The sequence below is a fragment of the Microbacterium hanjuni genome (assembly GCF_043556395.1).
Classification (GTDB): Bacteria; Actinomycetota; Actinomycetes; order Actinomycetales; family Microbacteriaceae; genus Microbacterium.
In genome coordinates, this window is record NZ_JBIGIK010000002.1 from 797,587 (window position 1) to 816,147 (window position 18,561).

The window sequence follows — 18,561 nt, forward strand, 5'->3', positions numbered from 1 at the left end:
AACTCCTCTCCTCGGCCGATACTCCTCCGCGGAATCGGAGAATCGGCCCTACTCGGTGGCATCCGTCCCCGATTCGCACCGAGTTCGCCCGATTGTCCGAGTTGGATGCTGGCGCCGCCCCGCCGGAGGAGTTCCTAGTTGGATGCTGGCCTCGCCCCGCCGGAGGACTTCCGGCCGGGAGGAGGACTCTCCGCCCGGGGAAATTCCTCTTACCGGCCGAAACTCCTCGCGGGGGACCGTGGGCGGGCTCAGCACGTCGTCGCTGGTCGCGTGGCTGCCGGATCAGCGGACGGTGACCTCGACGGCGTCCCACCCGGTGGCGCCGTCGGGGATGACGTTCGCAACGGCCGACGTCTGGGTTTCGCCGTCGGCGTTGGTCGCGCGGCAGCGGATCGTATGGGAGCCGGACGTCGCGCTCCAGGGGAGACTCCACTGCACCCAGGTGTCGTCGCTGATCGCCGAGGCGAGCGTGGCCGCCTCCCAGTCGCCGTCGTCGACCTGCACCTCCACGCCCGAGACGCCGACGTGCTGCTGCCAGGCGACACCGGCGATGACCGAGTCTCCGACTGACACCGAGGTGCCGGGGCGGGGCACGTCGATGCGGGATTCGAGCTTGATGGGTCCTCGCTCCGACCATCCGCGGTCGGTCCAGTACGACGTCGCCTGGTCGAAGCGGGTGACTTCGAGTTCGGTCACCCATTTCGTCGCGGAGACGTATCCGTAGAGCCCGGGAACCACCATCCGCACCGGGAATCCGTGTTCGGTCGGCAGCGGTTCGCCGTTCATCCCCACGGCGAGGATCGCGTTGCGATCGTCGGTGAGCACCTCGAGGGGGGTGGAGGCGGTGAACCCGTCGGTGGAGCGGGAGAGCACCATGTCGGCGTCGGCGGTCGGACCGGCCTGGGCGAGCAGCTCGCGGATCGGGAAGCCCAGCCAGACCGCATTGCCGATGAGGTTCCCGCCGACCTCGTTCGACACGCACGTCAGGGTCGTCGTGCTCTCATCCAGAGGCAGGGCGAGCAGTTCGTCCCAGGTGAGGGTGACTTCCTGATCGACCATGCCGTGGATGCGCAGCGACCACGTGGACGGGTCGATCTGCGGAACGATCAGGGCGGTATCGATGCGGTAGAAATCCGCGTTCGGGGTGACGACGGGGGCGAGCCCGTCGATACCGAGCTCGGCTCCGGCCGGCACCGGGGGCGCCGTCGTGGCGGGGGAGGGCAGGCGCAGCGAGTCGCGCGCGGCCGTGACCACCTGCGAGCCCGCGCGCACGGCGTTGCCGGCGACGGTGAGCAGCACGCCCGCGGCAGCGGTGGCTCCCGCCCACACGAAGAAACGGCGCCGGTCCGGATCGCTCGGTGCGTCGTCGCGGGGCTGGGTCGGCAGCCTCCGGATCAGCATCCGCAGCGCGATCGCCGCGACGACGCCCGCCGCGAGAGACGGAGCCCAGGAGAGCAGCGACGCATCGGCTCGCGTGGCCGCGGCCACCGCACCCACCGCGCCGAACGCGACAGCCAGCACGCGGCCCCACGGCGGACGTCGGGCTTCGAGCACACCTCCGACCGCGGCCAGAACGATCGCGACCAGACCGATCAGCACGATCAACGCGGTCTTGTCGTCCGTGCCGAACAGGGCGATCGCGGTCTCTTTCGCGAACGGCGGAGCGAGGTCGATGAGCGCGCTTCCGACCGCCGCGAAGGGGCTCGATGCCGGGGCGAACAGACCCGCCAGCAACTCGCCGACGCCGACGCCGACCACGACCGCGGCGACACCGGCGAGCGCGGGTGTCACCAAGCGGGAGAAGGACGTGCGCGCCATGCGCTCAGCGTACGCGCGCTAGGAGGGGCGGCGGCCGTGACCGAGTCGACATCGGGCCGCCGAGGCGACACTCCGCCGACGTTGAACCGGTGTCGTCTCGGCGGTGGGGTGTCGACTCGACGGATGCGAGCCCCCACGCGGCGGAAACATCGCGGCAACATGGCGCGCATTAGGCTCGACGCATGGGCGACCTGTTCGACGGCTACGGCTCCACGCTGGCGCCGCGCAAGACCGCGTCGGGCGTCCCCGCGTTCGACGAGATGTTCGCTCACCCCTCTCACCCGGGTGAACCCGCCCAGTCGCGCGACGCGTATCGCGAGCTCTATCAGGCCCTGGCGCAGATGACCCAGGAAGAGCTGCGCGGTCGCACGGATTCGCTCGCGAGCTCCTACCTCGCCCAGGGCGTCACGTTCGATTTCGCCGGCGAAGAGCGTCCGTTCCCCCTCGACGCGGTGCCCCGCGTCATCACCTTCGACGAGTGGTCGCGGGTCGAGGCGGGGGTCAAGCAGCGTGTCCGCGCGCTCGAGGCATTCCTCGACGACGCCTACGGCAATCAGCACGCGGTGCGCGACGGAGTGATCCCGGCGCGATTGATCTCGTCGTCGCAGTACTTCTACCGTCAGGCGGCGGGTATCCGCAGCGCCAACGGCGTGCGCATCCAGGTGTCAGGCATCGATCTCATCCGCGACGAGAACGGCGAGATGCGGGTGCTCGAGGACAACGTGCGGGTGCCGTCCGGGGTCAGCTACGTCATCTCCAACCGACGCGTGATGGCTCAGACGCTGCCTGAACTGTTCGTCTCGATGCAGGTGCGCCCTGTCGGGGATTACCCCAACAAGCTGCTCGCCGCCCTCCGCGCCTCCGCCCCGCCCGGGATCGAGGACCCGAACGTCGTGGTGCTCACGCCCGGCGTCTACAACTCGGCCTATTTCGAGCACACCCTGCTCGCACGTCTCATGGGCGTCGAGCTGGTCGAGGGCCGCGACCTGCTCTCGGTCGGCGGCAAGGTCTTCATGCGCACCACGCGTGGACCGCAGCGCGTGGATGTCATCTACCGCCGTGTCGACGACGAGTTCCTCGATCCGCTGCAGTTCCGCGCCGACTCGATGCTCGGAGCCCCGGGGCTCATGCTCGCCGCGCGCCTGGGCAACGTCACCATCGCCAACGCCGTCGGCAACGGTGTCGCCGACGACAAGCTCGTCTACACCTACGTGCCCGACCTCATCCGCTACTACCTCGCCGAAGAGCCGATCCTCAAGAACGTCGACACCTGGCGGCTCGAAGATCCCGGCGCCCTCGAGGAGGTGCTCGACCGCCTCGACGAGCTCGTCGTGAAGCCGGTCGACGGATCGGGGGGCAAGGGGTTGGTCGTTGGACCGGATGCTTCGCCCGCCGAACTGAACAAGCTGCGCCAGCGCTTGCGCGCCGACCCTCGGGGCTGGATCGCACAGCCCGTGGTCATGCTCTCCACCATCCCGACGCTCGTCGAAGACGGGATGCGCCCCCGCCACGCCGACCTCCGCCCGTTCGCGGTGAACGACGGGGAAGACGTGTGGGTGCTCCCCGGGGGGCTCACCCGGGTCGCGCTTCCCGAGGGGCAGCTGGTCGTCAATTCCAGCCAGGGCGGTGGATCCAAGGACACCTGGATCGTGGGCGGCTCCGCCCCGTCGCACGTGGAGTACGGCCAGGGGCATGGACTCGCCGGGCTCGTGGCCGATCAGGCCTCGACCGTGACAGCATCCATCCCCATCATCTACGACGGTCAGCCGACGCCCGTGGTCTCGCCGCACGACCGGCCCCGCAGCCGCAGCGAACAGCAGGAGCAGCAGCAGCAGGCCGACCCCGAACACGGGCCGCAGGCCGAGCAGCAGCAACAGCAGGCCGAGGTCGCCGCGCCGAGGCGCGCTTCGTCTCGCTCCGCTCGCTCAGCGTCCGGGTCGGCTTCGCCGTCCGGGGTGGCTCCGTCGTCCGGGGTGGCCCCGCCCGCTGAGCGAGGAGCGCAGCGACGAGACGAAGCGCCAGGAGGTATCGGATGCTGAGCCGCATCGCGGAGAGCCTCTTCTGGATCGGCCGCTACATCGAGCGCTCCGACGGAACCGCCCGCATCCTCGACGTGCACCTGCAGCTGCTGCTCGAGGATCCGTGGATCGACGAGAACACCGCCTGCCGCTCGCTCCTCAGCGTGATGGGCTCGACCAACCCCGAGGGTCCTGAGGCGGTGCGCCGCGAAGACGTGCTGCAGCGCCTCGCCGTGGATCGCATGAACCCGGCGAGCATCGCGTACTCCCTCACCGCCGCGCGCGAGAACGCCCGGCGCGCTCGCGAGATCGTCTCGACCGAGCTGTGGGAGGCCCTCAACACGACGAGTTCTCGGATGCCTCGACGGCTGCAGACCGAGAAGGTGCACGAATTCTTCGGCTGGGTGCGTGAGCGCTCCGCGCTCGCCGTGGGCATCGTCGACTCCTCGACGAGCCGCGACGAGGCGTGGCAGTTCTTCACACTCGGTCGCAGCATCGAGCGGGCGGACATGACCGCGCGACTCCTGGCGACGCGGTCGTTGACGCAGGCATCTGGGCCTTCCTGGACCACCATCCTGCGATCCTGCGGCGCCTACGAGGCGTACCTGCGCACCTACCGCGGCATGCCCAGTGCGCACAACGCGGCGGAGTTCCTGCTGCTCGACCGGCTGTTCCCCCGCTCGGTCATCTACTCGATCCAGCGGGCTGAGGAGTGCATGAGCGCGATCGACCCGCGGGCCGATCGGGTCGGCCATTCCAACACCGTGCTGCGCGCGCTCGGTCAGATCCGCAACGACCTGGAGTACAGCCCCATCAGCGACGTGCTCACCGAGCTACCCCGCCACATGAAGCGCGTGCAGAAGGTGACCCGGGAAGCCTCCGAGGCCATCCGGCACCGCTTCTTCCCCGCGCAGGCCGAGCCCAGCTGGATCGGGGAGATCTCGTGACCCTTCGTCTCGTCGCTACGCTCCTCGCTCAGGGACCGGGGCGGCGTCACCCCCGCCTCGCTCAGGGGCCGGGGCGGCGTCACCCCCGCCTCGCTCAGGGACCGGTGCGGCGTCACCACTGCGGGCGGAGGCGATCATGAAGAGACTGCGCATCGAGCACTCGACCGGGTTCGCCTATCAGGGCGACGTTTCGGCGTCGTACAACGAGGCACGGATGCTGCCGGTCTCGACCGATAGTCAGTTCGTGCTCAGTTCATCCCTCGACATCGAGCCGTCGACCTCCGTGAACCAGTACGTGGACTATTTCGGCACCCGGGTGAGCGCCTTCGATGTGCTCTCCCCGCACGGCGAACTCCAGATCACCGCGCGCTCGCTCGTCGAGGTGCGTCCGCGTCCGATCACGCACGCCGACCTGAGCTGGGACGACCTCGCCGCCGCGGCCGAGCAGTCGATCGAGACCGTCGAGCAGATGACGCAGACCGTCCGTACCCGACCGCACGCCGAGGTGGCCGAGCTCGCCCGTTCGATCGCCGCCGACCACGACCACCCCGGTCGGGCGGCGCACGCGATCGCGGAGGCCATCGGCAACGCCGTCGAGTACATGACCGGCGTCACGAGCGTGCAGTCCACGGCCGCCGACGCTTGGGTGGCGCGCAAGGGTGTCTGCCAGGACATGGCCCACATAACGCTGGGCGCACTGCGCGAAGTCGGCATCCCGGCTCGCTACGTCTCGGGGTACCTGCACCCGCGCCCCAACGCCGAGGTAGGCGTTGCGGTGACGGGGGAGTCCCACGCCTGGGTGGAATGGTTCGCGGGCGACTGGCAGGGCTTCGACCCCACCAACAACATCGAGATCGGCGACCGCCACGTGCTGGTCGGCCGCGGCCGTGATTACAACGACGTGCCGCCGCTACGCGGCGTTTACGCCGGTCCGTCGAAGTCCGCCCTCAACGTCACGGTCACCATCACCCGCGAGATGTGACCCCTGGGGCGGCGAGGGCGCCGAGCCAGGCCAGCGACGGCTTCGGTGATCTCTCGAAGGTCCGACGATCGACCGCGACGAGGCCGAAGGTCGGTTCCCAGTGGCCCCACTCCCAGTTGTCGAGCAGGCTCCAATGGAAATAGCCGCGGACGTCCGCCCCGTCGTCGATGGCGCCCACCATCGATGTGAGTGCTTCCGCGGTGTACTCGATGCGAGCGGCGTCGTCGGACACCGCGACGCCGTTCTCGGTGACGATGATGGGTACGTCGGGAACGACTCGTGAGACGCGGCGGATCGCGCCGCCGAGCGAGTCCGGGAGAAACTCCCACCCGTTGAGTGTGCGGCGGGCGGCGGGGTCGATGATGGGCTTGCCATCGATTCCGACGATTCCGCCGGTGTACGTCTGAACCCCGACGAAGTCGTCTCCGGTGCTCGCCCTCAAAAAGACCTGATCGCGAGGCTCGGCGTACCGATCCGCCTGTTCCTCCGCACCCGGAGCTGCTCGATAGTCCTGGGTCGAAACCCCCCAGCCGACGGAGAGACCGGGGTGATTCGCGCGAAGCCGCGCCACCGCCGCGCGGTGCACGTGGATCAGGGCCGCGGTCATGCGCGGATCGGGCTCGGGGAGGCCGCCGGCGAGACCACCGGGGGCATCGTTCAACCGATCGAGCACCGCGTAGACATTCGGCTCGTTGATTGTCATCACGGACGATGCGCCGGCCGCGATGATCGGAGCCACGGCGTCGATGTACCGGAGGAAGCGTTCCTCGGCGCCCTCACTCAACCACCCGCCTTGGGCAGCGAACCAGAGCGGGAGTGTGAAGTGGTTGAGGGTGAGCATCGGCCGGAGTCCGAGACTGGTCGCGGTCCGGACGATTCCGACGTAGTGATCGACCTCCGCAAGCGAAATGAAGCCGTCCGCGGGTTCGATCCGCGACCATTCGATGCCGAACCGGTAGTCGGTGAACCCAGCTGAACGAGTGAGTGCGAGGTCTTCGTCGTAGCGGTGGTAACTGTCTACGGCGTCCCCGCATCGCTCGGCGATACCGGAGTTCTTCTGGTTCTCCCGGTACCACCAGTCGCTTGCGAGGTTGCCTCCTTCTGTCTGGTGGGCGCCCACCGACACTCCCCAGAGGAATCCCGGCCGCAGCCGGTCCAGGCCGATCTCGGTACGGCCCGGCGCGGAGGTTGCCCGTTCACTCATCTCCGCCCTCACTTCCGGTCAGCGAGGCGATGCGCGCGAGGATCTCTGCGGAAACGAGATCGAAGGGGTCGATGCGTTGTTCGGCCCGGCTCATCACCACCGCCCCCTCCGCGGCGGCGATGAGCATCGCCGCGGTGCCGGGCCCCTGAGCTTCGGAGAGGCCGCCTTCCACCAGGAGGGACGACAGCTCCTCCCTCCACGTACGGAAGACGTCGGCGGTGTCTTTCAGCACATCGGTGGACTCCGTCGCCGTGGTCACGGCGACGACCGCGCAACCCGCGCTGAAGTTCGTGCTCGTCAATAGGAGTCTCCAGGCGGCGAAGAACCGCTGCGCGATGACCTCGGCCCGTTCCCCCTGCCACGCTCGGATCATGGCGATGGAACGAGCCCCCGACGCGGCGACCGCCTCGGAAACCAGCTGATCCTTCCCCTCCGGGAAGTGGTGGTAGATCGACCCTCTGGGCGCGCCGGTGTGTTCGAGGACGGTCGCGAACGAGGTCTGCTGCAAACCGCCTCGAGCGAGGAGATGCACCGTGCCGTCGATCATCTGCTGACGCGTGTCTTTCGCCACCAGGCCGCCTCCACCGTCGTCTTCGCCGGCTCATCCACCGGATATGGAAGTCATCATAATTCATCTTGACTATGACGAGCTGCATAGTTCAAGCTGGGGCTCGAGAGAAGGAGAACCCCATGCCGATGATCGACATCTACGCAACCGCCGGAACGTTCGCCGACAAGCACCAGCTCGCGATCGATCTCGCCACCGCCGTCAAGGCGATCGAAGAGGTCCCCGATATCCCGATGTTCCACAAGAACACCGCGGCGTTCGTGCATGACCTCCCCGAGGGTGACCTCGCCAACGTCGACGGCGACACCAACTACGTGCGGGTGCAGGTGCTGACGAATGCGGGCGCGCTGGACCGCGACAAGCAGATCGCGGTGGTCTCGCAGCTCACAGCCATCGTCGCGACGGCCGCCGGGGATCCCGGCCTGTCGGAGCGCACGTGGGTTCTGCTCACCGAAGCGGTCCCTGGCGGATGGGGTCTGTGGGGACACGCTCAGACCAATGATCAGATCGTCGGCGCAGCGCGTGCCGAGATCGGTCGACTCTCGGCCGGAAACTGATCGTCCCGCCTCCGTCATCCACGCCCGTCAGAAGGAGCGCGCTGTGTCCTCGCCGCACACGATCGGCTTCCTGATCTTCGAGGGTGCCAAAATGCTCGACATCGCGGGGCCGTCGGAGGTGTTCGCCGAAGCGAATCTCTCGGGCGGCGACTACCGCATCTCGATGCTGACCGTCGATGGGGCAGGGGTTCGCACTTCCATCGGAGTGCAGGTGTCGGCCGACGGATCAGCGTTCGATGATGCACGGTGGGACACGGTGCTGATTGCGGGAGGCGAGCCCTTCCCGCACACCCCGGTTCCGGCCGAGCTCGCCGCCGCCACCCGGTACCTGGCCGCTCGAGCCGGTCGGGTGGCATCGATCTGCACGGGAGCCTTCGTTCTCGGGGCGGCCGGCCTGCTCGACGGGAGGCGGTCGACGACGCACTGGAAGCACGCGGGAGAGTTGGCACGCCGCTTTCCCGAGTCGGCCGTCGAGCCCGATCTCATCTTCGTCAAAGACCACGACATCTACTCATCGGCCGGCGTCACGGCGGGCATCGATCTCGCGCTGTCGCTGCTCGAAGAGGATCACGGCTCCGAGCTCGCTCGCACGGTAGCCCGTTCGCTCGTCGTCTACATGCAGCGGGCAGGTGGCCAATCACAGGTCTCCAGGGCCCTGGAGAGCCCCGTTCCGACGACTCCGGCTCTTCGAGCCGTGACCGACCGGGTGAAGGCCGACCCGACGGCGGCGTATTCGCTCGCCTCCCTCGCGCGTATCGCCCGGGTGAGCCCCCGGCATCTGACACGACTGTTTCATGAGGAGCTCGAGACCACACCGGGCCGATATGTGGAGCTCATTCGCTTCGAGCTCGCGAAAGCCCACCTCGATGCGGGTCAGTCCGTCACCATGGCCGCCGAACTCGCGGGCTTCGGCTCCCCCGAATCGCTGCGGCGGGTGTTCGTCAACAGACTCCGGATGTCCCCACAGCGATATCAACGCCGTTTCTTGCAGAACGGGCCACGACGGCTCGCGAGCTAGTCCGGATCTGTGGCATTCCCGTCCGCAGCAGCGGTTCGGTCGCGGGGAGTGGAGGAGCAATCTTTACACCGTCGAAGACATCGTCGACGCAACGAAGATCCCACGAAAGAGACGCTCATGACCACACCCCACGGACTCGTGGAAACCCCGCTCGCGTACCTCGAAGCAGCGAACGGCGTGACCTACGCCTACCGCCGCTTCGGCACGGGCACCGGCATCCCGGTGGTGTTCCTCCAGCACTTCCGCGGCAATATCGACAACTGGGACCCCCGGCTCGTCGACCAGATCGCCGCCGAACGCGACGTGATCCTCTTCGACAACACCGGCATCGGCTCGACCAGCGGAACGGCCCCGAGCACGGTGGAAGAGATGGCCGATGACGCCATCGCCTTCATCCTCGCTCTCGGTCTGACCAGGGTCGATCTTTTCGGCTTCTCGCTGGGCGGCTTCGTCGCCCAGGACATCGCACTCTCGGAGCCTGACATGGTGCGCCGTCTCATCCTCGCCGGCACCGGTCCGAAGGGTGCGCCGGGGATGGAGCGCTGGAGCAAAGACGTCGAGGATGCCGTGGTGGCCGACGAGACCGGCCCGGCCGGTGTGCTCTATGTCTTCTATGCCCACACCGACACCAGCCAAGCGACGGGACAGGAGTCGCTCGGCCGCATCTACGGCTGGGCGGACGGGCGGGACGAGCAGCCGTCGTTGGAGGCGAAGAACGCCCAATACGAGGCCGTGCTGAAGTGGGGCGTCCGAGACTGGGGCGCGGTCGCTCGGCTCGCCGAACTGCGCCAGCCCACGCTCATCCTGCAGGGCGACAACGACATCATGATCCCCACGAGAGCCAGCTACACACTCGCCGGGCTGCTGCCGAACGCCACCATCCACATCTACCCGGACGCCTCGCACGGCTCGATCTTCCAGCACGCCGACGAAGCGGCTCGCCAGACACTCGCCTTCCTCGGCGAGTAACGCCCGACACCCCCGCACACCAACCCACCGGAAACGAGAGAACAATGCCTTACATCACCACCTCGGACGGCGTCGAGATCTACTACATCGAACAGGGGGAGGGGCAGCCCATCATTCTGAGCCACGGCTGGCCACTCAACTCCGATGCCTGGGCGCTCGAGCTCAAGCTCTTCGCCGACGCGGGCTACCGGGCCATAGCCCACGACCGGCGCGGTCACGGGCGTTCCAGCAAGACGTACGCCGGCAACGACATGGATCACTACGCGGCCGACCTCAACGACCTCGTCGAGGCCCTCGACCTCCATGACCTGATCCTCATCGGCCACTCCACCGGCGGCGGTGAGGTTGTGCGGTACGCCGCCAGGTACGGCAAGGATCGCGTCGCAAAAGTCATCACGGCCGGCGCCGTCCCGCCGTTGATGCTGAACACCCCGGACAACCCGGAAGGTGCACCGATCGCGGTGTTCGACGCGATCCGCGACGGAGTCATCTCCGACCGCTCGCAGTACTACAAAGACCTCGCCATTCCGTTCTTCGGAGGCAACCGTGCGGGGGTGGTGGTGTCGCAAGGTCAGATCGACGACTTCTGGCGCCAGGGCATGGAAGTGAGCGTCGCTGCCGCCTACGACTGCATCGCCGCGTTCTCCGAGACGGATTTCACCGAGGATCTCAAAGCGATCGACGCACCGTTCTTCATCGCCCATGGGGATGATGACCAGATCGTTCCGATCGCCGCCGCAGCGGAGAAGGCCATCGCCCTGGTGAAGAACGGCACGCTCAAGGTCTACAAGGGGCGCCCCCACGGAATCTACGGCGACTACCAGAAGGAGCTCGATCAGGACATCCTCGACTTCATCAGGGCCTGACCCGACCGAATCGGCCGGCGAACCCGCACGGGAGAAGCAGATGAAGCCTCAGAAGGTGTGGGTTCGCCGGGTCTGGTTCGCGATGACCGCGCTGCTCGCCGGGTTGGCGACAGCGTTCGGCACGTACGGGCTATCCGTGCAGCCAGGGGCGGCGATCGTGAAGGCCGTTTTCGAAGCTAAGCCCGAGGTGACCGGCCCGGCCGGGTTCGACGCGCTGAGCGAGTCCGTCTCGACCAGCGAACAGATCACGATCCCGACACCGTCGGCCCCACCAGCGGGCCTGACCATTTCGCGGCCCGCAGCGGGAGGTGCCGTACCGCTGCCCGTGGTTCTCTGGATCCACGGCGGAGGATTCATCTCCAGCTCGGCCGACACGGTGGCCGATTACGTCACGATCCTCGCAAGCCATGGCTACGTGGTAGCGAACCTCGACTACTCGCTCGCGCCCGGGTCTCAGCATCCGGTGCCCGTCCTTCAGGCCGAGGCGGCGCTGGGGTACCTCGTCCAGCACGCGGCCGACTACGGCGGAGACCCGGGCAACATCGTTCTCGGGGGAGACTCGGCGGGCGCACAGATCGCGAGCGAGGTTGCCGCCCTCGAGACGAACCCGCAGCTGGCGGCGTCGTTGCGCACGACCCCGGCGCTCGAGCCGGCTCAGCTTCGCGGGGTCATCCTGTTCTGCGGCCTGTACGACATGCAGACCGTCGGCAGCACGGGATTTCCGGCGTTGCGCACTTATCTGTGGGCCTACACCGGCTACCGCGACTGGACGAGGTACCCCGCCATCGACGACCTGTCGACCACGAACACCGCAACATCGGCGTTCCCGCCCACTTTCCTCAGCGTGGGCGACGCCGACCCGTTCCGCACTCAGGCCATCGAGCTCGCGTCTGCGCTGGATCAGCGCGCCGTCGCGGTGACGACGCTGTTCTGGGACGGTACGGGAGACGGCCTGGGGCACGAGTATCAGTTCGACTTCTCGCAGCCCCAGGCGCAGACCGCGCTCGACGCGACCCTCGGTTTTCTCGTCCGAGTCACCACCGAGGGTCCTGTTAAGGAGGAACCCTGATGACGATCCCCGATCACTCGGCCCCACACCGCCGCATCCGCCGCGGAGTGATCGTGGCGGTGTGGCTTCTCATCGCCGCCCTCACGACCACCGTCACTTACGCCCTGCTCGTGTTCGAGGGTCGCTGAAATGGCGATCCCCCGCGGCGCCGACTACGTGGCGATGGGCAGCTCCTTCGCTGCAGGCCCCGGCTTGAAACCCCGGGCCGCTGGCGCGCCCCGCGCATCGGGTCGCTCCGCCGGCAATTACGCACACCTCGTCGCCGCCCGGCTCGGCCTGTCACTGCGCGACGTCACCTTCTCAGGCGCAACCACCGAAGACATCCTCCGTGGCACGCGTCATCGCACGGCCCAGATCGACGCGGTGACGGCTGACACCCGGCTCGTCACGATCACCGCCGGCGGCAACGACATCGGTTACCTGCCGGCCCTCACGTTCGCGAGCCTCCCCTGGCCGCTGCGGGCGCTCCCGGTCTTCCGCCGTCGGGTGGCTCAGTTCACCGACCCGACGGCGACGGACCGGCGATTCCAAGCCCTGTCCACAAGCCTGGCCAGCATCGTGCGTGAATTGCATGCGCGGGCCCCCGAGGCGGAGATCGTGCTCGTCGACTACCTCACGATCCTCCCCGCGCAGTCCAACGACGATCGCCGGCTCGAGGTGCTCCGCTCATCGCCGCGGGGCGACCTGACCCGGTGGGGAAGAGAGGTGGCTTCCCGGTTGACCCGGACCTTCGCCTCTGTCGCCGCCGCAGAGGGGTGCGTCTTCCTCGACGTCGGCGAGCTCTCGCGCGAACATCACGCCTGGTCGTCGGCCGCCTGGACGCGGCGGTTCCACCTGTCGCTCCGCGGCGGGGCGCCGTACCATCCGGATGCCGCCGGGATGGCGGCGGTAGCCGAAATGCTCATCCGTCGGCTGGAGTGACCCTCGACACTTTACGGACGACGCCCGATGCAACCACGTGACTCCTGTCAGGCTGGGGCGTCGTTCGGGTTCAGCGCGCGGAGCATGTCCTCTTCGACCTCGTTGTCCGCCTCCAGCCCGGCCTCCGTGGCGTCGCTGCCGCCCAGGGGGGCATCGTCTTCAGCGGGAGTCTGACCGTTCTCGGGTGTGTTGCTCATGCCTCGACGTTACGACCGATGTCGCGGCCCGGCACACCCCTTGCGGAGGCGAGCGGCGGCGTAGCGCCGACGTCGCCGCTGTTCCCCTGTCGCGAATGGTGGGTCACACCCGCACGACGTGCCAGGGGAGCAACAAGAGCGCCGCTCCCCTGTCGCAAATGGGGGGTGCAACCCGCAGAACGTGACAGGGGAGCAGCCGCGGGCCAAGGAAGGGCGCCGAGCGGTGAGCGGCCGAGGGCCACCCGCCCGCGCGGCCCCGTACGATAGCCCAGCGCGGTCGGTTCCGCGCATCTCGACGGGGAGGCCGCCGCATGACCGAACACGCCAGCAACTGGGCGGGAACCTACCGCTATCGGGCGCCGGAACGCGCTGCACCCCGTGACCTCGACGAGCTCGTGAGCCTGGTGCGCGGCAGTGGCCGACGCCTGCACGCGCTCGGCTCGCGACACTCCTTCACCGACCTCCCCGACACGGCCGGCACCCTCATCGACATGACCCAGCTCGCGGGCGAGGTGGAGATCGACGCCGCGCAGCGGGTCGCGCGGGTGCCCGGCGGCCGGTCCTACGGTCTCGTGGCCCAGGCCCTCGAAGCGGAGGGGTGGGCGCTGCACAACATGGGGTCGCTGCCGCACATCTCCGTCGCCGGTGCCACCGCTACCGGCACCCATGGCTCGGGTGTCGGCAACGGCGTGCTGACGACCGCGGTGCGTAAGCTGGAATACGTCGACGCCGCGGGTGAGGTGCGGGTGGTCGAACCCGGCGACGCGGACTTCCCGGTGTTGGCGGTCGGACTCGGTGCTTTCGGACTCGTGACCGAGGTGACCCTCGCAATCGAGCCCACCTACCGCGTGCGGCAGGACATCTACTCCGGCGTGACGTGGGCGGCGCTCCTCGCCGACCTCGACGCCGTGACGTCGGCCGGCTACAGCGTTTCGGTGTTCACCCACTGGGAAAGCGACGAGGTCGGTTACGTGTGGGTCAAGACGCGCCTCGGATCCGATGACCTCGAGGTGGCGACGACCCTCCTCGACGGCGCCCTCGACGCCCACGATTCCCCGCTCGGGAGCGACGACAACGTGACGCAGCTCGGGGGCGTCCCAGGACCATGGATGCTGCGGCTGCCCCACTTCCGATTGGATCGCGAGCCCTCCTTCGGAGCCGAGATCCAGTCGGAGTACTTCGTCGATCGCGCCGACGCGCCGGCCGCTCTTCGCGCCGTGCGCAAGCTCGCCCCCCTCATCCGTCCGCACCTCGTGGTGAGCGAGCTGCGCACCGCGGCCCGCGACGAGCTGTGGCTGAGTCCCGCGTATCAGCGCGACTTCCTCGCCATCCACTTCACCTGGCATGACCGGGCCGAGGAGGTCGCCCAGGTGCTCCCGCACATCGAGGCGGCGCTCGCCCCGTTCGCGGCGCGCCCGCACTGGGGAAAGGTGCACGGGTTCGACGCCGAACGCATCGCGGCCGTGCATCCGCGCATCGCCGACGCGCGCGCGGTGTTCGAGCGCCTCGACCCCGAGGGCCGTTTCGTCAACGGGCACCTGGAACGCGTCGGGGCCCGCCTCCCGCGCTGAGTCGGCGGCATCCGCCGCCGAGTCGGCGGCGGGGCGACCTAGCGGGGGAGGCGCACCGGCGTCGTGGCGGCGACCTCGTCGCTGAACTCCTCGGGCACCGCGTCCTCGATGACCGTCAGCGGTCGGGTCTCGTCGAGGGTGAGGCGGAAGCGCCGCTCGGCGTCGCGGTGCAGGCGGCCGGACACCAGCATCCACGTCGTCCCGATCCCGCAGGCGATGAAGGCGGCGAGGGCTGCGACCAGGATGGCCGAACGGGTGCCCCACTCCGTCGCTATCCACCCGACGATCGGCGCTCCGACGGGCGTGCCGCCGAGCAGGATCGCGACGTACAGCGCGAGCACGCGGCCCCGCAGCGCCGGGTCGGTCGTGGTCTGCACGTAACCGTTCGCGGTCGTCAGCATCGTCACCGCGGCGAACCCGACGAGCACGAGCGACAGCGCGTAGAAGAGGTACGTCGGCGCCAGGGCGGATGCGAGCATCGCGAGGCCGAAGCCGCCCGCCGCGAGCACGACGAGACGCAGCCGCGCGCGATCGCGGCGCGCCGCCAGCAGCGCACCGGTCAGCGAACCGATCGCCAAGATCGAGCTCAGCAGGCCGAACCCGTCGGCCCCCTGGCCGAATTCGAGCGCCATCGTGGAGGCGAAGATCGGGAAGTTCATGCCGAAAGCGCCGAGCAGGAAGACCATCACGAAGATCACGAGCAGGTCGGGGCGACCGCGCACGTAGCGGAACCCGTCCGCGAGGCGCGAGCGACCCAGCGTTTTGGGGCGGGGGATGAACTCGTGCGGGCGCAGCACCGCCAGGGCCCCGAGCATGGCCAGGAACGTCGTCGCGTTGACGAGGAACACCCAGCCGCTCCCGACCACCACGATGAGCACCCCGGCGACGGCCGGGCCGATGAGGCGGGCGGTATTGAAGGACGCCGAGTTGAGCGCGACGGCGTTGGAGGCGTGCTCGCGTTTCACGAGGTCCGACACGAAGGCCTGACGCACCGGGTTGTCGAAGGCGGTGACGACGCCCAGGGCGAGGGCGAACCCGTACATCAGGGGGAGGGTCATCACTCCGGTCAGCACCAGGATGCCGAGTGCCACGGCGAGCATCATCATGACCGACTGGGTGAGCATCAAGAGCTTGCGTCGGTCGAACCGGTCGGCGACCCAACCGGTCACGCTCACCAGCAGCAGCGGGGGAGCGAACTGCAGCGCCATCGTCAGACCCATCGCGCCGGCGTCGCCGTCGGTCAGCTGCGTGAGGACCACCCAGCTCTGAGCGGTCGATTGCATCCACGCGCCGATGTTGGACACCACGGCGCCGATGAACCACACGCGGTAGTTGAAGACGGAGAACGAACGGAACATGCTGCTCATCGGTCGGCCATCCTTCGCATGATCTCGGCGGCGCGGGCGAGGGTCTCGCGCTCGGGCTCGGACACCTCGCCGAGGGCGGACTCCAACCACGCATCGCGGCGCCGCGCGGTCTCTTCCACGACGGCCCGGCCCTCGTCGGTGAGGGCGACCACGATCTTGCGGCGGTCGTCGTCCGACGGGGTGCGCGAAAGCAGTTGCGCCTCCTCGAGGCTGTTCACGGTGCGATTCATCGAGGGGGCCGTGACCCGCTCGCGGGCGGCCAGTTCGCTGAGGGTGTGCGGCCCGTGCATCTTGAGGGCCGCGAGCACGGCGAACTGGCCGTCGCTCATCGAGTCGACGGCGCGCTGAGCACGCAGTCGCCGAGCCAGGCGGAACGTCGCCATCCGCAGATCGGAGGCGGCCGAGCCGAGATCGGGCGTGGAGTCGGGGGGAGTCGTCGACGCAGTCATTCGAATACTTAGCATAGCTCATTAGCATTGCTAATGGGCCGGGATCACAGCATCCGTCTGCGTAAACTCAGGCCATGCCCGAGTTCGACGACGCGCACGGCGTTGCGATCGTTTACGACGTCCACCCCGCCGATCGTCCACGGGCGGTCGTGCAGCTCCTGCACGGGGTCGGCGAGCACGCGGGTCGGTACCGCCCGCTGATCGACGCCCTCGTCGCCGAGGGGTACAGCGTCTACGCCGACGACCACCGCGGTCATGGGCGCACCGGTCTGCGACAGCACGGCGACCCCGCGCGACTCGGCCGGTTGGGACGCGGCGGCCATCGCGCCGCGGTCGAGGCGGTGCGGATGCTGTCGCAGCGCATCCGGGAGGAGAACCCCGGGCTGCCGCTCGTGCTCGTGGGGCATTCGTGGGGCTCGTTCCTCGCGCAGATCCTCGTCAACGACGACCCGCACCTCTACGACGCGGTGGTGCTGTCGGGCTCCGCGCTGCGGTGGCCGGGCGCCCTGAACGCCGGGGACCTGAATGCGGCGTGGAAGGCGAAGGACGCCACGGGCGCGGAGTGGCTGTCGTCCGACCCCGAGGTGGGCCGGGCCTTCCTGGCGGATCCGCTCACGACCTCGGTCCCGCTGCTCAAGCTGTTCGGCCCGCTCGATGCCGCCCGGCTCTACGGGCGGCCGCGACGCGGACTGCCCGACATTCCCGCTCTCCTGATGGTCGGGCGCGACGACTCCGTCGGGGGGCCGCGCAGCGTGCACCGCCTGGCCGACGCGTACCGCACGCGGTCGGGGTTCACCGATGTGACGACCCTGGTGTATCCGGAGGGTCGGCACGAGATCTTCAACGAGGTCAACCAGGCCGAGGTGCGCGCCGACCTCCTCGCGTGGCTCGCTCCGCGCTTCCCCGTCCGCGCCTGAATCAGGCCTGCACCGGCATTCCCCCGCACCGGACTGCGGGCCGGCGCGGGGGAAACCGCGAGAAGGTGCGGGGGAACCGGGCTACTTCGTGCTGAACGCGGCGTCGAAGGCGGCGTCGGAGGGCTTGTAGGTGGAGAGTCGCCGCACGAACGCGAGTGCTTCGGGGGCGCCGACGAGGCGGTCCATACCGGCGTCCTCCCACTCGACCGAGAGCGGCCCCTGGTAGCCGATCGCATTCAGCATCCGGAATGCGTCCTCCCAGGGCACGTCACCGTGACCCGTGGAGATGAAATCCCACCCGCGGCGCGGATCCGCCCACGGCAGGTGCGAGGACAGGCGACCGTTGCGACCGTTCGTCAGGCGCTTCTTCGTGTCCTTGCAGTGCACGTGGTAGATGCGGTCCTGGAAGTCCCACAGGAACGCCACGGGGTCGATGTCCTGCCAGACCATGTGCGAGGGGTCCCAGTTCAGACCGAACGATTCGCGGTGACCGATCGCCTCGAGCGCGGCCTTGGTCGTCCAGTAGTCGTAGGCGATCTCGGACGGGTGCACTTCGTGGGCGAAGCGCACGCCGACCTCCTCGAACACGTCGAGGATCGGGTTCCACCGGTCGGCGAAGTCCTGGTACCCGGCGTCGATCATCTCGGCGGTGGCCGGCGGGAACATCGCGACGTACTTCCAGATCGACGATCCGGTGAACCCGGTGACGGTCTTCACGCCCAGTTTCGCGGCGAGACGCGCGGTGTTCTTCATCTCCTCCGCGGCGCGCTGGCGCACCCCTTCGGGGTCGCCGTCGCCCCAGACGCGGTCCGACACGATGTCGCGGTGGCGCTGATCGATCGGGTCGTCGCACACGACCTGACCCTTCAGGTGGTTCGAGATCGTCCACACCTTGAGGCCGTTGCGCTCGAGGACATCGAGCTTGCCCTGCACGTACTCCGCGTCATCCCATCGCCAGGGATCGAGGTGATCGCCCCAACACGCGATCTCGAGGCCGTCGTAGCCCCACTCGCCCGCGAGGCGGGCGACTTCTTCGAAAGGGAGATCGGCCCATTGGCCGGTGAACAGGGTGATCGGTCGCGTCATTGCGGGGTCCTCTCGGTCGGGATCTACGATGCCGCGC

At 68.6% G+C, this 18,561-nt stretch carries 19 protein-coding genes; 12 read left to right on the forward strand and 7 right to left on the reverse strand.

Features of this window, described 5'->3' with window-relative positions; genetic code table 11:
* Nucleotides 1-282: 282 nt before the first annotated feature.
* Nucleotides 283-1,818 carry a molybdopterin-dependent oxidoreductase gene (locus ACFXP5_RS11580; protein ID WP_394544716.1) on the reverse strand — a complete coding sequence of 512 codons (1,536 nt, stop codon included), beginning with the start codon at nt 1,816-1,818 and terminating at the stop codon, nt 283-285.
* Nucleotides 1,819-2,000: 182 nt separating this feature from the next.
* Between ACFXP5_RS11580 and ACFXP5_RS11585 the strand changes: the two genes are divergently transcribed.
* The 3 genes from ACFXP5_RS11585 to ACFXP5_RS11595 all read left to right on the forward strand — a co-directional run bounded on the left by ACFXP5_RS11585 (nt 2,001) and on the right by ACFXP5_RS11595 (nt 5,765).
* Nucleotides 2,001-3,857 (forward strand): circularly permuted type 2 ATP-grasp protein, encoded by a 1,857-nt coding sequence (locus tag ACFXP5_RS11585; protein WP_394544717.1) that lies wholly within the window; start codon nt 2,001-2,003, stop codon nt 3,855-3,857.
* On the forward strand, nt 3,851-4,783 hold the full coding sequence (locus tag ACFXP5_RS11590) for an alpha-E domain-containing protein (protein ID WP_394528455.1): 933 nt from the start codon (nt 3,851-3,853) through the stop codon (nt 4,781-4,783). Before ACFXP5_RS11585 ends, ACFXP5_RS11590 begins: the two co-directional genes overlap by 7 nt.
* A 136-nt stretch (nt 4,784-4,919) precedes the next feature.
* Nucleotides 4,920-5,765: a transglutaminase family protein gene (locus ACFXP5_RS11595; RefSeq protein ID WP_394528454.1), complete on the forward strand. Its 846-nt coding sequence runs from the start codon at nt 4,920-4,922 to the stop codon at nt 5,763-5,765.
* On the opposite strand, the gene ACFXP5_RS11600 is transcribed toward ACFXP5_RS11595, so the two are convergent.
* Nucleotides 5,749-6,969 (reverse strand): family 1 glycosylhydrolase, encoded by a 1,221-nt coding sequence (locus tag ACFXP5_RS11600; RefSeq protein ID WP_394544718.1) that lies wholly within the window; start codon nt 6,967-6,969, stop codon nt 5,749-5,751. The genes ACFXP5_RS11595 and ACFXP5_RS11600 overlap by 17 nt on opposite strands.
* A complete protein-coding gene (locus ACFXP5_RS11605; RefSeq protein ID WP_394544719.1) occupies nt 6,962-7,540 on the reverse strand; it encodes a TetR/AcrR family transcriptional regulator in 579 nt (192 codons plus the stop codon). The genes ACFXP5_RS11600 and ACFXP5_RS11605 overlap by 8 nt, the downstream gene beginning before the upstream one ends.
* Nucleotides 7,541-7,659: 119 nt before the next feature.
* Here ACFXP5_RS11605 and ACFXP5_RS11610 point away from each other — a divergent pair, with 119 nt between their 5' ends.
* From ACFXP5_RS11610 to ACFXP5_RS11640, 7 genes are all read left to right on the forward strand, one after another.
* Nucleotides 7,660-8,094, forward strand: a complete 435-nt coding sequence (locus ACFXP5_RS11610) for a hypothetical protein (protein ID WP_394544720.1) — start codon at nt 7,660-7,662, stop codon at nt 8,092-8,094.
* A 43-nt stretch (nt 8,095-8,137) separates the two neighbouring features.
* Nucleotides 8,138-9,112, forward strand: a complete 975-nt coding sequence (locus ACFXP5_RS11615) for a GlxA family transcriptional regulator (protein ID WP_394544721.1) — start codon at nt 8,138-8,140, stop codon at nt 9,110-9,112.
* A 117-nt stretch (nt 9,113-9,229) separates the two neighbouring features.
* Nucleotides 9,230-10,081 (forward strand): alpha/beta fold hydrolase, encoded by an 852-nt coding sequence (locus ACFXP5_RS11620; RefSeq protein ID WP_394544722.1) that lies wholly within the window; start codon nt 9,230-9,232, stop codon nt 10,079-10,081.
* Nucleotides 10,082-10,125: 44 nt separating this feature from the next.
* Nucleotides 10,126-10,947: an alpha/beta fold hydrolase gene (locus ACFXP5_RS11625; RefSeq protein ID WP_394528448.1), complete on the forward strand. Its 822-nt coding sequence runs from the start codon at nt 10,126-10,128 to the stop codon at nt 10,945-10,947.
* A gap of 40 nt (nt 10,948-10,987) precedes the next feature.
* On the forward strand, nt 10,988-12,016 hold the full coding sequence (locus ACFXP5_RS11630; protein ID WP_394544723.1) for an alpha/beta hydrolase: 1,029 nt from the start codon (nt 10,988-10,990) through the stop codon (nt 12,014-12,016).
* Nucleotides 12,016-12,144 (forward strand): hypothetical protein, encoded by a 129-nt coding sequence (locus tag ACFXP5_RS11635; RefSeq protein ID WP_394544724.1) that lies wholly within the window; start codon nt 12,016-12,018, stop codon nt 12,142-12,144. Before ACFXP5_RS11630 ends, ACFXP5_RS11635 begins: the two co-directional genes overlap by 1 nt.
* A 1-nt stretch (nt 12,145) precedes the next feature.
* Nucleotides 12,146-12,937: an SGNH/GDSL hydrolase family protein gene (locus tag ACFXP5_RS11640; protein ID WP_394544725.1), complete on the forward strand. Its 792-nt coding sequence runs from the start codon at nt 12,146-12,148 to the stop codon at nt 12,935-12,937.
* Between the two features lie 47 nt (nt 12,938-12,984).
* Here the strand turns inward: ACFXP5_RS11640 and ACFXP5_RS11645 are convergent, their stop codons facing one another.
* Nucleotides 12,985-13,134 carry a hypothetical protein gene (locus ACFXP5_RS11645; protein WP_394528444.1) on the reverse strand — a complete coding sequence of 50 codons (150 nt, stop codon included), beginning with the start codon at nt 13,132-13,134 and terminating at the stop codon, nt 12,985-12,987.
* A 311-nt stretch (nt 13,135-13,445) separates the two neighbouring features.
* Between ACFXP5_RS11645 and ACFXP5_RS11650 the strand changes: the two genes are divergently transcribed.
* On the forward strand, nt 13,446-14,705 hold the full coding sequence (locus ACFXP5_RS11650) for a D-arabinono-1,4-lactone oxidase (RefSeq protein WP_394544726.1): 1,260 nt from the start codon (nt 13,446-13,448) through the stop codon (nt 14,703-14,705).
* 38 nt (nt 14,706-14,743) lie between these two features.
* Here ACFXP5_RS11650 and ACFXP5_RS11655 read toward each other — a convergent pair whose 3' ends face one another.
* Both ACFXP5_RS11655 and ACFXP5_RS11660 read right to left on the reverse strand, forming a co-directional pair.
* Nucleotides 14,744-16,072, reverse strand: a complete 1,329-nt coding sequence (locus ACFXP5_RS11655) for an MFS transporter (RefSeq protein WP_394528441.1) — start codon at nt 16,070-16,072, stop codon at nt 14,744-14,746.
* A complete protein-coding gene (locus ACFXP5_RS11660) occupies nt 16,069-16,521 on the reverse strand; it encodes a MarR family winged helix-turn-helix transcriptional regulator (protein ID WP_394544727.1) in 453 nt (150 codons plus the stop codon). Before ACFXP5_RS11660 ends, ACFXP5_RS11655 begins: the two co-directional genes overlap by 4 nt.
* Before the next feature lie 74 nt (nt 16,522-16,595).
* Here ACFXP5_RS11660 and ACFXP5_RS11665 point away from each other — a divergent pair, with 74 nt between their 5' ends.
* Nucleotides 16,596-17,438: an alpha/beta fold hydrolase gene (locus ACFXP5_RS11665; RefSeq protein ID WP_394544728.1), complete on the forward strand. Its 843-nt coding sequence runs from the start codon at nt 16,596-16,598 to the stop codon at nt 17,436-17,438.
* 81 nt (nt 17,439-17,519) lie between these two features.
* Here the strand turns inward: ACFXP5_RS11665 and ACFXP5_RS11670 are convergent, their stop codons facing one another.
* On the reverse strand, nt 17,520-18,524 hold the full coding sequence (locus ACFXP5_RS11670; RefSeq protein WP_394528438.1) for a sugar phosphate isomerase/epimerase family protein: 1,005 nt from the start codon (nt 18,522-18,524) through the stop codon (nt 17,520-17,522).
* Nucleotides 18,525-18,561 lie beyond the last annotated feature (37 nt).

Bases quoted from the DNA above. Each gene is read 5' to 3' on its own strand.
- ACFXP5_RS11655 (WP_394528441.1), bottom strand. From the start codon at position 16,072: ATGAGCAGCATGTTCCGTTCGTTCTCCGTCTTCAACTACCGCGTGTGG.
- ACFXP5_RS11650 (WP_394544726.1), top strand. From the start codon at position 13,446: ATGACCGAACACGCCAGCAACTGGGCGGGAACCTACCGCTATCGGGCG.
- ACFXP5_RS11660 (WP_394544727.1), bottom strand. From the start codon at position 16,521: ATGACTGCGTCGACGACTCCCCCCGACTCCACGCCCGATCTCGGCTCG.
- ACFXP5_RS11635 (WP_394544724.1), top strand. From the start codon at position 12,016: ATGACGATCCCCGATCACTCGGCCCCACACCGCCGCATCCGCCGCGGA.
- ACFXP5_RS11585 (WP_394544717.1), top strand. From the start codon at position 2,001: ATGGGCGACCTGTTCGACGGCTACGGCTCCACGCTGGCGCCGCGCAAG.
- ACFXP5_RS11595 (WP_394528454.1), top strand. From the start codon at position 4,920: ATGAAGAGACTGCGCATCGAGCACTCGACCGGGTTCGCCTATCAGGGC.
- ACFXP5_RS11645 (WP_394528444.1), bottom strand. From the start codon at position 13,134: ATGAGCAACACACCCGAGAACGGTCAGACTCCCGCTGAAGACGATGCC.
- ACFXP5_RS11665 (WP_394544728.1), top strand. From the start codon at position 16,596: ATGCCCGAGTTCGACGACGCGCACGGCGTTGCGATCGTTTACGACGTC.
- ACFXP5_RS11670 (WP_394528438.1), bottom strand. From the start codon at position 18,524: ATGACGCGACCGATCACCCTGTTCACCGGCCAATGGGCCGATCTCCCT.
- ACFXP5_RS11625 (WP_394528448.1), top strand. From the start codon at position 10,126: ATGCCTTACATCACCACCTCGGACGGCGTCGAGATCTACTACATCGAA.
- ACFXP5_RS11640 (WP_394544725.1), top strand. From the start codon at position 12,146: ATGGCGATCCCCCGCGGCGCCGACTACGTGGCGATGGGCAGCTCCTTC.
- ACFXP5_RS11610 (WP_394544720.1), top strand. From the start codon at position 7,660: ATGCCGATGATCGACATCTACGCAACCGCCGGAACGTTCGCCGACAAG.
- ACFXP5_RS11630 (WP_394544723.1), top strand. From the start codon at position 10,988: ATGAAGCCTCAGAAGGTGTGGGTTCGCCGGGTCTGGTTCGCGATGACC.
- ACFXP5_RS11580 (WP_394544716.1), bottom strand. From the start codon at position 1,818: ATGGCGCGCACGTCCTTCTCCCGCTTGGTGACACCCGCGCTCGCCGGT.
- ACFXP5_RS11620 (WP_394544722.1), top strand. From the start codon at position 9,230: ATGACCACACCCCACGGACTCGTGGAAACCCCGCTCGCGTACCTCGAA.
- ACFXP5_RS11600 (WP_394544718.1), bottom strand. From the start codon at position 6,969: ATGAGTGAACGGGCAACCTCCGCGCCGGGCCGTACCGAGATCGGCCTG.
- ACFXP5_RS11590 (WP_394528455.1), top strand. From the start codon at position 3,851: ATGCTGAGCCGCATCGCGGAGAGCCTCTTCTGGATCGGCCGCTACATC.